The organism is Peribacillus sp. GL_122 (assembly GCF_057835005.1).
Genome location: NZ_CM174415.1, coordinates 363,714 through 380,570, shown reverse-complemented (window position 1 = coordinate 380,570; position 16,857 = coordinate 363,714). Strand labels below are relative to the sequence as shown.

Sequence of the window (16,857 nt, the reverse complement as noted above, 5' to 3'; positions counted from 1 at the left end):
CTCCCCTATCATAAAATCATAAGCCAACAGAAAATGCCCCATTCACTTTCGAACGGGGCTTGACTGCGGTCATGTAAAGAAGTGGCGGTTTATCCATACTCGCCAATCCATACACATCGTAGTCAAGCCGTTCACGGCAGCTTGGTAGAAACTTTTGGGCCATATCCCCAATATTATACGACAATTATGTTTTTTTATTATTATAGGTATAGTGTACCAATCACTAAAATAATCGTCAATATACCAAACGAATATTTTTTATGTAATTTTAGGCAATGTTCGCTTTTCGCTATATATTCCTTACTTATTATGGCCATATATTCGCCAACATACGTGAAATGTAAGTAATCTACATATTCAAAAATTATTTTAACCAAAAAAAAATCAGTGAAGGTTAATTCCTTCACTGATTAAATGATTTTAATCTTTTATTCCCACTCAATCGTTGCAGGTGGCTTAGACGTAATGTCATACACGACGCGGTTTACATGGTTTACTTCATTAACGATTCTCGTTGAGATGATTTCAAGTACATCCCAAGGGATTCTTGCCCAATCGGACGTCATTCCGTCAATGGATGTAACCGCACGGATCCCGATTGTATAATCATACGTACGCGCGTCGCCCATTACCCCTACGCTTCGAATGTTAGGAAGCACCGTAAAGTACTGCCAGATTTCACGTTCTAAACCATTCTTTTTAATTTCTTCACGTAAGATATGGTCAGATTCACGAACGATTTCAAGTTTTTCATCTGAAATTTCACCTAATACACGAATACCTAAACCTGGACCCGGGAATGGTTGACGCCAAACGATTTCATCCGGAATGCCCATTTCACTACCAAGTGCACGCACTTCATCCTTGAATAGAGTGTTCAAAGGCTCAATCAATTTAAATTGCATATCTTCCGGCAGACCGCCAACGTTGTGATGCGATTTAATTGTTTGTGCAGTAGCTGTACCACTCTCGATAATGTCTGTGTAAAGTGTACCCTGTGCAAGGAAATCAATTCCTTCGAGCTTCGTTGCTTCGTCATCGAATACGTAGATGAACTCGTTACCGATGATTTTCCGTTTTTGTTCTGGATCTGAAACGCCAGCAAGTTTCGATAGGAAACGTTCTTTTGCATCGACCTTGATTACGTTCATATTGAAGCCTTCTCTGAATGTTTCCATTACACCTTCGGCTTCCCCTTTACGAAGTAACCCATGATCAACGAAAATACATGTCAGCTGATCGCCAATCGCTTTATGGATCAATACAGCAACCACGGATGAATCCACACCGCCACTCAATGCGCATAACACTTTTTTATCCCCGACCGTTTGGCGGATTTTCTCCATCTCAATTTCAATGAAGTTCTCCATTGACCAGTCACCTTTACAGCCACAAACGCCGAATACGAAATTTTTCAAAATGTCATTACCGTATACGGAATGACGGACTTCAGGATGGAATTGCACGGCATATAATTTGCGTGACTCGTCACTCATAGCCGAAATTGGGCAAGATGGGTTCGTCCCATCAATTTGGAAACCTTCAGGCGTTTCCACCACTAGATCACCATGGCTCATCCAGACGATCTGTTCTTTCGGCAGGTCGCTGAATAACTTAGACTCATTTTGAATGGAAAGTGTCGCTTTTCCGTATTCACGGTTTTTCGCTGGCTCCACCTTACCGCCAAAATGTTTAGTCATAAGCTGCATGCCATAACAAATACCGAAAATCGGAAGGCCCATTTCGAATATGCGTTCATCGCAACCAAATGCATTTGCATCATAAACACTGTTCGGACCCCCTGAGAAAATTATTCCCGTTGGGTTCATTTTCTCGATTTCTTCTACAGTAATTGTATGAGGATGAAGCTCACTGTACACACCAAATTCGCGGATACGACGAGTGATCAATTGATTATATTGGCTTCCGAAATCAAGTACTACGATCATTTCCTGGTTTTTTTGCAATTCTGTTTTCCCCGGCACAAACGTCACCTCTATCAATGTAATTCACTCATAAAATCGAGTGATAATTTCTTATAAAAAATATTATCATAAAAAAAGAAAAACTAAAAATCCACCCTCAAAAATACAGAAAAAGTATAGACGAAGGCAGATTTTCAGCTTTCCTGTTAAAATCCGCCTTCATAGTCAAATCATTTACGGTGATTCGGTAGAAACTTTCGATCCATATTATCGAGGATATATGAAGGATATATTAGTTTAAGTTAGTTTTTGTTATTGTATCAATATAATAAAAACCTGGTCAAGAGCTAGTTTTTCTCATTAAACTTTCCCAACCCTTTTGTAAGTGTTTCCATTCGCCATCTTCCACGTCTCCACGATATATCATTAACTCATATTTAGCCGTCAATTCACTCATCTCATCCGTATCGTATACTGCATCCACATAGGCGGCGTACTCCCTTAAAGTTTGCCCCTTCGGACGAACCAAACCAGCTCGTTTTAATTGTTTCAATAATATTAAATAGGCTGTCGAGAAATGAGCACCGGTTTTCTTTCTATAACGAAGAATCTGCAGATGAGGAATCCACTTCCTTCTGAAGAAATAACCAATAGAAGCAAGTATCAATACACCTGACAGTGTGATGGCAGTCCATTTTAAGAACCATTCCATGTTCCCAATACCAGTTTTCACGGATGATTGAGTTTCCCTATCGGGTGTATCATGAAGTTCCCTGGTCTCTTTCTTTGTTTGCTCTTCATTAGTTGGGGTTTCTTCAGGGTTCATCACTTCCTGTTTCAATTCCGAATCGTAAAATTCAACTTCCCCATCGAAACCCTTTGTCGGCTCGAAGGGAACCCAGCCTATCCCTGCAAAATAAACCTCGACCCAGGAATGAGCATTATTATTGGTCACCTTATAAACGGATTCGCCATCAAGGATTGATTTTTCCCCTTCCGTATAACCCTTTACCCACCTTGCAGGTATATTGGCGGCTCTTAGTAAAACGACCATTGCACTTGAAAAATTATCGCAATACCCTATCTGTGTCTCGAATAAAAATTGATCGACATAATCTTGATTGCTCTCCGGATACGGAATATCGTCCTTAGAATAAATGAATTCAGGTCCGTCAAAATAATCCTCAATAGCTTTTGCTTTATCGTACCAATTCGTTTCATTCCTTGTAAGCCGGGATGCCAATTCATATATCCGGTTTGGCAACCCCTCTGGAAGCTGAGTGTTTTTTTCCATTATTAAATCCATCGATTCGTCGGGATCCGTTACCTTCCTTAACTCAGCTATATCAAAACTCGGCATATCATAGAAAAGCTCATACTCTTTCAGGGACAGTCGTTCGCCATTATCCTGTTCGGAAATAACTTTGTCCATACCCTGATAATATTTGAAATCCATCCCGTTTTTGGCCTCAATCTTTTTTAAATACCCGGACTGCGGATGAAGGATATGGGAATATGATTCCGTCATGGACACTTTTGCCGTCATTTCTTCTGTCCTCACCACTTCAGGTACGTCGTAAATATCTAAAGAAGCCATATCCTGTCCGTTGGAAAAAGTGTGAAAGTCCGTTTCCAGTATCGAAACCCACCCTTTACCGGTATAAGTATCCTTGTTCTCGACTTTCCAGTAATGTCCTGCAGGAGCATTATTATAAAAAACGATGGAACTATCCGGCTCTATCGAACCGCCAAGTTCCGAATCGTCTTCATCATATCCGACACTTTTACGCTTCGAACCACCTTCTTCTTTCCCCGCTTTATCAGAATAGGAAGTAATATAAGGCACTGGGTCCGGCCACTGCGGAGAGAGCTTCGGGGCAGCGAAACCAACAAGGACACTTACCAAAATCATGCCGGTCAGCATCAAGATCCACTTATTGATGGAAGCCATCGGAAACTTAATCCTCTCCTGTATCGTTAGCCGCAGCAGGGACAGTAAGCCTAGCATCAAGAAGCCGATGATGATGATTCTAATCATTGCCATATCCCCCACATAAGGAGTGAATGTGTCAAGTACAGATATAAAAATCACCGTTAACATAAAAAAGAAAAAGATGCTTTGCCTCACCATCACCCAGTAATGGATCAAATATGTTACAAGCCAAAGAAGGACAAAAAATAGCAACGTTCGAAATGGATTTGTGATCAACTCCCAATTCCCATCATATATAAAACCAAGATTGCCCTTAAAATCCGCTAGAAATCCTTTCAGCCATGACAATTGAAATAAAGCGTCTTTTGAATGGAGGAACTGTAATGAAATCATTATATAAGCACTAATGAGAATAAATCGGATTGACCAATGTATGCGGAAATAATGCAGTAGCAGGGAATAGAGCAAAAATAAGATAAAAATGATGATATTACCTGTATCGGTGAGTTTATCGACAGGCCTTAACCATTCAGTAATCAACACCAGACCAAATACATACATCAGGACATGCATGAACCTTTCCAACTTTTCGGTAGTGACATTCATTTTGCCATCACCTCTGATCTATCAATCTTTAGTTGGCCATGTTCAAAAAAGCTAACCTTTATCCCCCTCGAAACAGCTGTAGAACTTGACAACCTTTCCTCATCAGTAAGATCCGCCTGTTTCTTAACACATAACATTAATCCCTGATTAGGCCGGAAAGCACTCAATATGTCCACCTTTTCTAATGTTAAGTCTGAAACGATGAATATCACACAAGCGTTTGCCGGAAGAATTCCCTTCCTGACGTTTTTGTTCAATGCGTTTACAACACTCGGCTCCTCTTTAACAAGTCTGTAAAAAATCTTTCGTTTCTGGTTATTGCCTGCTGCTGCCGGTATGATCATCCTCGATCCCATACTCACATACCCAATTTCCATGCCTTTCTTTAACATGGCGTGGGCAACGGAAGCCGCCATTACAATGGATTCTTCGAATAAATCCGACGGCTTATCATCAAGCATGATGAATACATCCCGGTTTTTCTGCACTTCGAATTCCTTCGTCATGATTTCACTCGTTCTGGCCGTCGCCTTCCAATTAATCCATGATAACTGATCGCCTGGCTGATATTCCCTTACTCCGGATACCACTGAATGTTCACGTTGTGTTTTCTTTGTTGAAACAACTGCCCCCTGATTGAACACTCGATCAAGATCACTGTAGGCAAGCTCATGATAACGAGGAAAAACAGTTATTTTCAGAGGTGAACTATATATCGCTTCCTTTTCGACTAACCCGAAAAAGTCCCCAATCCAAAAGCGGATCGATTGAAACGAATGCTCTCCACGCTCCATGTCTTCCAAGGTATATGACATGCTGAAAGTACGCCTGAATCCCGGAAAGATAATTATTTTCCTTTGGAATCCCGTATCTTCCAGCCGCTGAGGCAATTCCTCCTCTATCACCATAAATAATAGGGGCAGCCGGTTTTTACGGGTAAACGTCAATGCTATTTCAACAGATTCGCCGGCCTGGCATTCCCTTTTATTGACCTTTCTCTCAACGGTCAAATCATGCAGCGGATAAAACAGCAGAATCGAAGCGTACACAGAAAACGGCAAAAACGAATAAAAAATGAACCAACTGACAAAACCGCCTTGAAACATTGCATAGCAAAAGGAAACGGTCATGAGTAATACAAGTCCGACCACACTCATATTTCCCCTTAAAATGTTGATGAATTTGCGCATTAGGTCATAGCCCGCTTCACAGGCACCTGTGTTGTCGCCACAACTTCATGTATCACCATTCCAGCATCGAAGCCATCATAATTCGCTTCAGGTTTCAAAATAAGCCGGTGGGAAAATACGAATGGAACTAAATATTGAACATCGTCCGGCAGAACATAGTCCCTGCCCTGGATCAGCGCGTAAGCTTGGGATGCTTTCATCAATGCTATCGATCCACGCGGGCTTACACCTAAATAGACCCCTTCATGCGCACGTGTTCGATTCGCCAATTCAACAATATATCGTTTTATTGTGTCGTCCACTATCACAGCTTTTACCTCAGCCTGTAATTCTATCAATTCATCCAATGTGATGACGGATTCCAGCTCTTCAAGCGGTACCGTGTATTGAGCTCTATTAAGAACCTCTATCTCTTCTTCCACACCTGGATAGCCCATTTTCATTTTTAATAGGAATCTATCCAATTGAGCCTCCGGAAGCGGATATGTTCCCTCGTACTCGATCGGATTTTGTGTCGCCATTACGAAGAACGGCTTCTCCAATCCCCTTGTGACACCATCAATCGTCACACTTGCCTCTTCCATGGCTTCAAGCAATGCAGACTGAGTTTTCGGCGAGGTCCGGTTAATTTCATCGGCTAAAATAATATGTCCCATTATCGGACCCGGCCTAAAAATGAATTCTTGTTCCTTAGGATTGAAAATCGAAACACCAGTAACATCAGAAGGAAGTAAATCAGGTGTGAATTGAATTCGCTTAAAGCTTGCACCTATAGATTTTGCCAGTGCCCTTACCATGACTGTCTTCCCCACGCCCGGAACATCCTCCAATAAGACATGTCCACCGGAAAGGAGTGCCACGATACTTAGTTCTGCTATATCTCGTTTTCCGATAATCACCTTTTCGATATTCCCCAGAACCATTTCCAGTTTTTGATTGACCTGCTTATAAATCATTCTCTACCTCCCGGGATTCACAGATTCACATTATCACTATTATTTCATACCTTTTCTATATCAAGGATTTTACATTAAGCTCCAATTAAACCTTACATTGTAAGTTTACTAGATATTCGGTAAACCATAAACGAATTTGTCTAAAAAATATTAATGCGGTCTATTGAAAAAGGTATGGTAAACTGTTGCTAAGTGAATATGAACCTTGCAGAAAAAGGTGCTGCATTGTCAGCTTAATAGGGAATTCGGTTTAAAACCGAAGCTGTTTCCGCAACTGTAAGTGCTAATGAAATAAGATGCATACCACTATTTGAGGATGTAATCGCACGCCGATTACCGTCCATTTAACCCAAATGGGAAGGTTCTTAGAGTAAAATGATGCACAAGCCAGGAGACCTGCCTTTTTTAATCGTATTATGCTCTTCGGAAGATAGGAGATTGTACGGCTCTCCCATCTTTTTTCTACTATAGATACATAGATGCCCGAAGCCGACCAAAACTCTTGGTCGGCTATTTGTCTTGCAGGGAAAAGCAATACGGAGGTCATTCACCCAATACGTAAAAGGAGGAAGATTTATGGCAAAGAAGGACTTTCGTTTTTTATGCTACCCATACATGCGTGAGTCCGTATCGACCGTCGATTTTGAAATCCGCACAGACTCATTGACGACACAAATCGGCTTGGCCGCCTCGCTAACTGAGGACATCCCCGATGTATACCGTGACTTAATGGAATTGTTGCCCATGGCTTACCATTTAAATGGTTCAGTCCGAGGGAAATTAGCCATTACCGGCGATGATCTCGACCGTTTAAGTGCAATCTACGACCGGTATGTCGCTGAAGTGAAGGATCAAATCGAAACATTCGTCCTTCCACAAGGATCAACCGCAGCATGTACTTTGCATACTTGCCGCAGTGAAGCCAAAAAGTCCGTGCGAGCTTTACACAAGGTAAGTCTGGAAAAGGAAATTCCAGGAATACTTTTTGATTACGCTCACTTGCTTGCAAATGTGTTATTCGTGATGGCAGTCTATGTCAATAAGCAACAGGGGATCGAGGAGATTCCTTTTATAAGTAAATCATACCCAACCAAACCCATGAAAAAGAAAACGGAGGAATAAATAATGAAGAGAACCCTACGATTCAGTTGGATTTCCATGCTGATGCTTACGCTTTTCCTTACCGGATGCGGAGTGAACGATGATCAATCCTCAAAGGATAATAAAGAGACTAAAAAGGGCGAAGAATTCAAGGATTATTCCGTTACGGATGATACTGGTAAGAAAATAAAATTCGAGAAAATCCCGGAAAAGGTCGTTTCACTACAGCCAAGCAATACGGAAATTTTATTTGCCCTTGAACAGGGTGATAAAGTCGTTGGCGTGACAGACTTCGATAATTATCCAAAGGAAGCGAAGGATATCGAACATGTTTCAGACTCTGTTAATATAAATGCAGAAAAAATCATTGCCTTGAAACCTGATGCCATTATTGCTTATACCATTGGTGATGAAACGGCACTGAAACCACTCGAAGATGCCGGCATCCCTGTATTCATCATTAAATCTGCGGCAAATTTCGATGATGTATATGGTGATATCGGGCAGATTGCTAAAGTGATGGGCGTTGCCGAAAAAGGGGATGAATTAGTGAAAGATATCAAATCCCAAATTACAAGTGTCGAAGAAAAAGTGAAAACTTTAGATGAAAAGGAACAAACATACTTTGAAATTAGCCCTGCTCCGGAAATCTATACAACAGGATCGGAGACCTTCCAAAATGAAATCCTGGACACTGCCGGCATAAAAAACATCTTTGATGACCAAAAAGGCTGGGTTAAAGTATCCGATGAAGAAATCGTCAAAAGGAACCCTAAATCCATCATCACCACCGCCACGTATTCAGATGATGCCGTTGGTGAAATTAAATCTCGTAAGGGCTGGGAAGATATCGATGCGGTGAAGAACGATGACGTCCATTTGCTTGATGAAAATGTCATGTCACGTCCTGGACCAAGGATCGGGGAAGCTGTTGAACTCGCAGCAAAAACTGTTTATCCTGACTTGTTCAAATAACACGATAGGAGGATGCGCCAAAATTAATCGGCGCATCCTTTTCCTTTTTCCGCACCTTTCATCAGGTCAATGAAGCCACGCCCTTCCGATCTGTACATTTTAAGGAAACTTCCTTTCCGTCTTGTTTATGCTAAAATGAATGCAATCCACTCATAAGATATAAGAGGTACTGATCATGTATAAAAAATTCTTCATTTTGATCTTCGCAGCCGCCCTTCTTCTAGGGATTATTAAAACCGTTATGGATATGTAGCAAAACAGCCCGATTCCTGATCTTTTAGGAATCGGGCTGTTTTCATTTTCGTTTAACATCACCATTCAGCTTCCCCATTTTCGGGATAAGGATAAAAAACAAACAAACGACCAAAAGTGCCAAAACGATGCCGAGCAATATCGTCAGGTCAAAATTAAGGGAAGGCTCTGTTTCTTCTTCGCTTCTCGTTCGAATGGCCACTTCCGAGAATAACCCAAGCTGTTCTGATTTTGAAGCAATGGTATTATTCTGATTCTCCGTTACAGGAGACAGAAACAGTGAGTCCTTCACCGAGTCAACGGCATCATATTTCCCTCTTTCAAAGGTGAGGTCCTTTTGTTCTTCAGGCAGTTTCCGCTTCTGTTCCAACAATCCTTCTTCATGGAAATACTCCGTTTGAATATCAATATCCTTTTCTTGATATTCATTGGGCTCCACCATGGGTTCCTCTTCCGCCCCGCCATTAGGTGCATGGCTAAAAAACAGGATGAGCAAGACAGGCATTACGTATTTATTCCACTTCATGGGCCATTGCTCTTCTTTCTGTAAGACGCTTCACTATATATGGAATGATCGTTGCAATAAGCGTCAGCACAATCAAGATGATACTAGCCGGAATGAATGCCGACTGATTACCGAATTGAATGGACATGTATACGTCCGCAACCGGGTGGTCTACATTGAAATTTGGCATGATTAAATCCAATAATGGAATGGTAAAGAAACTGATCAAACCAATCACCAGGATAGCACCGACAAACGGCCCAATCGAGAAGGCAAGTCGGGTAAACGCTGAACAGAAGAATAAAAGCAGGACGGTGAAAACGGTCCATTTAATCTCCTGCATATCTCCCAGCGGATAGATCTTCAAACCATACATGCTGATGATTAAACCTACGATCAGGTTCAATAAGGTAAACAAGGCCGCATGGACCATCATTGGGATGGTTTCATAATGATGCAGGAAGAAACCGATCAATAACCCAGAAATGAGTATGATCACCAACATGACGATCGGCGGGATATTAACCTTTTCCTGATGAAGGACTTCCCCGCTGATTTGTACGGGATTCGCTAAATATTCGTACACATACCCGTTCTGCTGATCATCGACTAGAGTGTTGTTCAAGACACTATATACGTCCGTCTTGATTCTTTCGGTTGAGTCTACATTTTGGGACCAATTGTCATTAAGCTGATCGGCCCTTTCCTGTACTGACCCCACTTTCGCTTGCAGGTCCGCTGTATCCTTCGTGACCGTGTCCTGTCGTTCCGCTACTGAATTGACAAGTTCGGAAATGAAGCCGACAGTTGTTGCCGTATTGTCTTGAAGTGATACAAACATTTCTCCATCAAGATTAACTGGAGGTTCGGCTTCCACTTCAGGAACTTCCATATGATCTGACAAATTGGAAGACACTTCTTGAGCATTCCCGGTAATTGCCGCTAATTCAGCTAAAGTGGCTTTCTGCCCCGTTTCAACGTTAGCATCATATTCTTTCATATAACCCTTAATGGAATCTGAGAACATGCCGAAGTTCTCATTGACTCCTGCTAAGCTGGCTTTAACGAGTTTCGCTTCTTCATCTACGTTTCCGGAAACCCCATTTTTCAAGTTTTCCAATTCTTTTATATTGGCTGCAAATACCTTATCTACATTTGCTTCCGTGACTCTTTCAGCCAATTCACCATAAGATGAGAGAGAACCGTAATAGGCAAGGAGGGTAGTTGAATCCCGGTTGGAGATAGGATTCTCAAAGGCCCTCACCAGCACCGCTCGCCTTTCTCCCCCCACTTTTTCAAGAAGTGACCGTTCGAGAGTCTTGATTTCTGCGATGGCCTCATCGATTGTCATACTCTGGATGTCCTGTAATTTTTGAATATCTTCCTGTGACTTTTTCCATTGGTCACCTAAATCCTTATAATTCGTGCCGAGTTCATTATAATCAGCTTGTAATTGCGTAAACTGCGCCATCAGATCATTATATGAATCTACCAGTGTATTAAACTCAGTTATCACTTGGTTATAATTTCCTGTCCTGCCGTTTACCGTTCCGCTGAGATTATTGATTTCCGTTTGGAGTTCTGCTGTAAGGATGTTGATTTGTTCAGCAGCACCTTCACTTCCTTCTGCCGGCACCAAACTTTGAAGTGCCGTGTTGATCCCATTGATTTGATCCAGCAGTACCTGTAGCGACAGTTCATCAATCGGGTCCTTCTTTTCAGGTGCAGCAACCGATTCACCTTTGCCCGTTTCCGTTTCAATATCTTCTATAGGCGCCGTTCCTTCACCAATAACCCCCCCATCACCAGAGCTGCTTGCAAGATTTCCTCTTTGCACAAGCAAAGTAGACTGAAGGTTATCAAGACCCGCCTCTTCAGATTGTTTCAATTGTTCAATCGAGCTTTGTTGATCTTGGGTGATTTTCGTAATTTGTTCTACTTGTTTGTCTTTCATGCTTGTTGAAAATTGTTCCAATTCATTACTGCTGGAATCGAGTTTCTGCTGCATGATTCCAACATTCTCACTAATGCCTTGATCATTAAGGCTGTATTTCGTATTCATCCCTTGCTGAATCTCCGGTAACGACTGGTTCCCCTCATTCAGCACCTTGTCATAAGATTGAACACTCTCGTTGACAAGTTGCTGATTCTGAGCCGAAGCCTTCTCAAAAAGAATACTTTGAGATTTTTGATATTCCTCAAAAGAAACTACATCTTCTACAAAGGAAGCCATTTGAGTCTTGGTGTTCCCTATTTCATCCATTGTTTCATTACTCGTTTTGCCAGCATCCTTCGTTTGGGCAAAGACTCCTTCAAGCATTTCCTTATGCTGCTTGATTTCGCCGGCGAGGCTTTCCGAGCTTGGAGTATAAAACTCGTACATCGTGTTTTGAAAAGCGATTTCTTTAGCAAGGACATTATCGAACTTCTTACGGATGTCCTCGACCGATTGGGAAACATAGCTCCAATACTGTGTTGAAATATGCTTATTCATTTTACTCTTTGTCTTCTCTAATTCCTTTTGTACCTTTTCCATGTTCTCTGCATTCAAACTAGGTTGCACCTTGTACTTTATCCCCGCCTTGACAGGCTGTTCATCATCGAACGTATAAATATTCTCTGAAAAATCGGATGGGAAATATATAACTGCATCATACTTTTCATTTGCAAGTCCACTTTCCGCCGTACTTCTATTAACCACAAACCACTCATATTCAGAATCCTTGTCCAATGTAGTAACAAGCTCTGAGCCCACGAAAATAGGATTATTATTAAATTCAGTGCCATTATCTTCATTTACAATGGCGATTTCACGAGAAGCCGTTTCTGTCTTTTTCATTGGATTTTGGCCAATATAAGAAAAAAACAAGATTGGCAGCGCTAATATCACCAGTATTTTACCGATTAATAGCATCGGTTTTATTTTTTCAGACACTCTCTTGCACTCTCCTTCTTTCTTCACTTAGTGGTATTTGGATTTTACTCTCCTGGCCATTCAGCACAAAGTATCCGTAACCCGGCTGTATTTCTTCTTCTTTTCTGGAATAGGAGAGGGTATACAAGCTTTGGTCCGATTTTTTAAGAAGCAAAACAGCCTGTCTGACTTGTTTCAGTTCGGTTGTCAAAGAATCATACCCCTTCGTGAAGTCGTTGGCATTTCCAGCGACAATCAGACTAAAGCCGAGATGGCTGTACTGTTTCATCAAACCGCTGATCCTATCCTGAATCCTGCCGTCTATCGTCTGCTGGATCCTTGAAATGCTATCTATGACAAACATGATCGGCGGGAATTCCAGTTGCTTCATCGGTTTCATTTCCAATGCCGCTAGATAACTTCGTTCACGTTCTTCAAATATTTCAGTGATATGATCGAGCCATTCGATTATCTGATCTTTTGTTTCCACATAGCTCACCTTCTCCTCTAAAGCATAAGAAGATAGGCCACGGTCAACTCCGTCAAATAAACCAATTTCCCCAATTGCCTGTGTAAGCAACGATTCCAAGAGCACTTTAATGACATTCGTTTTCCCTTTACGTGACTGTCCTACGACAAGCAGGAATGGATTGGAATTCAACTCCACGAAAACAGGTGCAACACTTTCCTCTGAAAGCCCGATTGGTATGGAATCCTTCTTAATGGCTTGTGAGCAATAACGCTTGAAGCTGCTGGAATCAAGATGTGCCGGTAACATCGGAATCGCCGGCGGTTTGGCTGTTTGCTTATATTTAACCTTATGTTCTGCCACAGCTTGTTTCATTTCTTCTAAAACGGCTATATCATCCGCACCATCGGCTGGTAAATAAACCTGCGTGAGATAGGTTTGGTCCTTTTTCACCAACGCCCTACCCGGAACAGGTTCATTTTCATAAGGGGTTCTCCCCAAAACAGAATATTGTTCCGAACTGTCCATTAAGTAATGGACGACCTTCGTCTTAAGACTATTCATTAACGGCTGGCGAATCGCATTGATTCTCGTTGCCGTTAAAATCATGAATATTCCAAGTGACTGTCCATCACGTGCAAACTGAACGAATTGCGCTTCCTGGTCTTGCATCTCATCCTTCACTAAGTCAAAATTATCGACCACGATATAAATAATCGGCAATTTATCTTCCACTAATGCATTATAAAGCTTTATGTTACTAAGCTCCTTTTCTGAAAAAAGCTGCTTACGCCTTTCCATTTCCGCCTTCATAAATAACATGAATTTTTCAATTTTCCTTAGCTCATCGAACCTAAAGTATTCCCCTGTATGAGGCAGCTGCCGCATTGGCAATAGAGCGCTATTCCCGAAATCGAAAATATAATAATGCAGCTCTTTTGGACTGAATTGATCTGCAAAACTAAAGAGAAGTGTCAAAACGGTGGTTGACTTGCCGTATCCGGAAGAACCAAAAACCCCAACATTCCCGTCTTCAATCCAGTTATATACATAATTTGTCTGGCTCTGCAATTCGGGCTCATCCTTCATTCCCAAGTGGAATTGATTGCTCGTCAAGCTTCTTTCAGTGTTTCTCGATAAACGATCTGAAAGAGGCGGCAGCCACGGGCTTGCCAACTTCTTAATCTCCAATTTTTCCTGTGTCGCCACAATTCGATCTGCCACGGCTTCAATTTCACTAATCTTTTCTTTCCTCTTATTAGTGATCTGTTCCGATACATTTGAGATTTGAACCAGACCGAGGTCTGTGACAAGTGCCACTTCATCCTCAGATCCAATCGTATCCTCTAAATATGGTGCACCGCTCCACGCAGACTGGAACAATTCATAAACCTCGTTATTTCCTACCTGCAAATATCCCCGTCCGGTGACAGTAATATTTGCCGCATCGCTATTTTTAAGAATTTCCTTACTATCATTGGCATCCTGCACTTTCAAGGAAATTTTAAAACGGGCATTACTCCAAATCTGGTTATCAATTACACCGCCTGGCTTTTGTGTAGCAAGAATTAAATGAACTCCCAAGCTCCGTCCAATACGCGCCGTACTCACTAATTCACGGATGAAATCTGGTTCTTCGTTTTTAAGTTCCGCAAACTCATCTGATATCAAAAATAAATGCGGTAACGGTTCATCCGCTTTGCCTTCTTTGTATAAGTCCGTGTAATCATTGATATGATTGACTTCGTATCGATCAAACATGCGCTGGCGTTTCTTCAATTCACTATTGATGGAGGCTAGTGCCCTGGCACTGAAGTTCTTGCTTCCCTCAATATTCGTAATGACTCCGAGCAGATGTGGAATCTGCCTGAATGGCTGTGCCATTCCCCCACCTTTATAATCAATGAGCAAAAAGGCAACTTCATGTGGATGATAATGAACGGCTAATGATAGGATGTAGGTTTGCAGTAATTCACTTTTCCCCGATCCTGTCGTTCCAGCAACCAATCCATGGGGGCCATGCGCCTTTTCATGCAAGTTCAATTCAACCCTATCCGTTTTCCCTTTCAATCCAATGGGAACTGCCAAGGATTTGGAAGACTGATTGGTCCGCCAGTTCTGGCTAATAGGCAGATCTTCCACTTCACGAGCTTTTAATAATTCCAGAAATGATACCGTTTCCGGTATGGAATTGTTCATGCCTTTTTGATGATCTAGTGAACGCAGCGTACGTGCATAACGCTCATTCCCTTCTTTTGAATGGGCATCAAGCTTAAAAGGAGTATGTACGGCCTTCGTTTGCTGGATGAGAATTTCACCTTCAAGATCATTTATATACTTCACAAGCGTATGGACATTTTCAGTCAAACTTTCTTTTGCATCCGCGGCAAAAATCGTCGAGATACCTAAATCGTCTGTTTTACCTTCTAAATATTCCAATATGACATGCTCCGCAATTAAATTACGATCCGTGACAATAAAGACAAAGTGGGGAGTAAATCTCACTTTCCCTTTGTTCTCATCCAAATCTCTTTCCCTCAATAGCTGATAAATCGAGGTCAGTAGCTGGTCACGTGATTGCTCATTATATATAAAGCCTTTTGCATAGGCATGCGGCAATTGAAAATGAGGGAGCCATTTCATCCATTCCCATTCTTGGTAATCCTTTTCCGGAAAAATGGCCACAAATCGAACATCATGATAACTATGAAAAAAGGCCAGTTGCCCAATCAGTTGTTGCAGCTCCCGTTTAACAATCGATTCCTTTCCGACCAGGCCCATCGATCCGCTTGATAAATCGATGGATAACGGAAGATCATCCAGGTTTTTGTATACATCCACAAGTTCTTGCGACTGCTCAAGTAAATCATCTATATCCCGATTGGACATATCGCTACTATTTACCGATACCTCATAACTTGAGGGTATGGTCGCCGTTCCGATCTTAAAGTGCAGGGCATCTTCACTTTCCAAAGTCCGCTCCCATATACGGTCGCTGATACTATCAGTTAGAAGCTTCATCCTTTCAAAGGAAGGGTAATGATAGAACAGCACATCCTTTTGTTTTTCAGACAGCTCTTGCAACTCTTCCCTCTTCTGCTCTAAATACCTGGTATATACACGTTGACGTTTTTCTTCTCTGAATTTTTGCTTCTTTTTGTCTTTAAAGTATTGTACCGTCGAAGTAACTAAAGTCGTTGTGAACATCACAATCGATATGATGATGAAAATGCCCCGAGGCTGAATCATCGTGATGACCCCCATGACGATTAACATCATTAAAGGCGGCATAAGGATTAGCCATAACCCTCTATTATTATCTTCCGATTCCTGGCTCGGAAAAGATATCGTCACTTTCTCATCCGGCAATTCGTAGATCATCCTTGGTGTCCTGCGATATTGAGGATAGTTTTTTTTCATTTCAGAGATCGGCTTCTTCATTTTAGATAAAGAAGTTTCATAACTCTCGGCACAGTGGATCATCAATAAGTCGCCTTCAACCAACCTCAGCGCCATATTCGGCCAGCAAATCAGATCACCATTTTGAATGGGAACAGCCTTCGCCACCCTTTCACCATTCAGGAATATCGTGCTATTTTCCTTAGGCATGAGAAGCCATTGCCCTTTATGAAGCAAAAAGGAAAATCCATTGCCGGAACCTGGTCCTTCTTTACGGATAGTCGCTCCCGCCTTGGCCGATAAAGTGATTTCTTTCAAATTGCCTATATAATAGAGGCTTTCTTCCAATTCCCCTGCTGTATAAAAAATCTCGACCGTTTCTTCTCCTTCATGAAAGGTGAAGCTTTGGAATGGCTTTACATCGCCAAGCTTCTTGTCCTCTCTAAACACCTCATATCCATCAAGTCCTTCATGTTTTTTCAGCTTGATGGGACCATGTTCAAAGGGAATGGAATAAACCGTGATCGTATCCTGTTTTGATGGCCCAATCGTAATTGGACCGTTATGATCATCCTTGATCGTATAGGATTGGTAGGTTTCCTTAGAATAAATCCATAATAAACTCATTAAAT

9 protein-coding genes and 3 riboswitches are annotated in these 16,857 nt (G+C 41.7%); of the genes, 2 read left to right on the top strand and 7 right to left on the bottom strand.

Going from position 1 to position 16,857, the window contains the following annotated elements; translation table 11 throughout:
• Nucleotides 1-99 precede the first annotated feature (99 nt).
• Nucleotides 100-201: riboswitch (purine riboswitch) on the bottom strand.
• A gap of 227 nt (nucleotides 202-428) precedes the next feature.
• The 4 genes from guaA to AC3ISB_RS01885 form a co-directional block, all read right to left on the bottom strand.
• Nucleotides 429-1,985 carry a glutamine-hydrolyzing GMP synthase gene (gene guaA, locus AC3ISB_RS01900; protein ID WP_098373540.1) on the bottom strand — a complete coding sequence of 519 codons (1,557 nt, stop codon included), beginning with the start codon at nucleotides 1,983-1,985 and terminating at the stop codon, nucleotides 429-431.
• Between the two features lie 142 nt (nucleotides 1,986-2,127).
• A riboswitch (purine riboswitch) is annotated at nucleotides 2,128-2,229 on the bottom strand.
• Between the two features lie 36 nt (nucleotides 2,230-2,265).
• Complete coding sequence (locus AC3ISB_RS01895; protein WP_144529389.1) at nucleotides 2,266-4,464, bottom strand: DUF4129 domain-containing transglutaminase family protein; 2,199 nt, start codon at nucleotides 4,462-4,464, stop codon at nucleotides 2,266-2,268.
• Nucleotides 4,461-5,621, bottom strand: a complete 1,161-nt coding sequence (locus tag AC3ISB_RS01890; RefSeq protein ID WP_489275406.1) for a DUF58 domain-containing protein — start codon at nucleotides 5,619-5,621, stop codon at nucleotides 4,461-4,463. Before AC3ISB_RS01890 ends, AC3ISB_RS01895 begins: the two co-directional genes overlap by 4 nt.
• Nucleotides 5,622-5,653: 32 nt before the next feature.
• Nucleotides 5,654-6,610 carry an AAA family ATPase gene (locus AC3ISB_RS01885; protein ID WP_098373537.1) on the bottom strand — a complete coding sequence of 319 codons (957 nt, stop codon included), beginning with the start codon at nucleotides 6,608-6,610 and terminating at the stop codon, nucleotides 5,654-5,656.
• Nucleotides 6,611-6,808: 198 nt separating this feature from the next.
• Nucleotides 6,809-7,028, top strand: a riboswitch (cobalamin riboswitch).
• 158 nt (nucleotides 7,029-7,186) lie between these two features.
• Between AC3ISB_RS01885 and AC3ISB_RS01880 the strand changes: the two genes are divergently transcribed.
• On the top strand, nucleotides 7,187-7,732 hold the full coding sequence (locus AC3ISB_RS01880; protein WP_480340652.1) for a hypothetical protein: 546 nt from the start codon (nucleotides 7,187-7,189) through the stop codon (nucleotides 7,730-7,732).
• Between the two features lie 3 nt (nucleotides 7,733-7,735).
• Nucleotides 7,736-8,686 (top strand): ABC transporter substrate-binding protein, encoded by a 951-nt coding sequence (locus tag AC3ISB_RS01875; RefSeq protein WP_489275404.1) that lies wholly within the window; start codon nucleotides 7,736-7,738, stop codon nucleotides 8,684-8,686.
• A 295-nt stretch (nucleotides 8,687-8,981) separates the two neighbouring features.
• Here the strand turns inward: AC3ISB_RS01875 and essA are convergent, their stop codons facing one another.
• From essA to essC, 3 genes are read right to left on the bottom strand one after another with little or no spacing between them, the layout of a single operon-like run.
• Nucleotides 8,982-9,464: a type VII secretion protein EssA gene (gene essA / locus AC3ISB_RS01870; protein ID WP_141993424.1), complete on the bottom strand. Its 483-nt coding sequence runs from the start codon at nucleotides 9,462-9,464 to the stop codon at nucleotides 8,982-8,984.
• Nucleotides 9,451-12,378, bottom strand: coding sequence for a type VII secretion protein EsaA (gene esaA / locus AC3ISB_RS01865; protein ID WP_489275403.1), 2,928 nt, complete (start codon nucleotides 12,376-12,378; stop codon nucleotides 9,451-9,453). The genes essA and esaA overlap by 14 nt, the downstream gene beginning before the upstream one ends.
• A complete protein-coding gene (gene essC, locus AC3ISB_RS01860) occupies nucleotides 12,371-16,852 on the bottom strand; it encodes a type VII secretion protein EssC (protein ID WP_489275402.1) in 4,482 nt (1,493 codons plus the stop codon). Before essC ends, esaA begins: the two co-directional genes overlap by 8 nt.
• Between the last annotated feature and the right edge of the window lie 5 nt (nucleotides 16,853-16,857).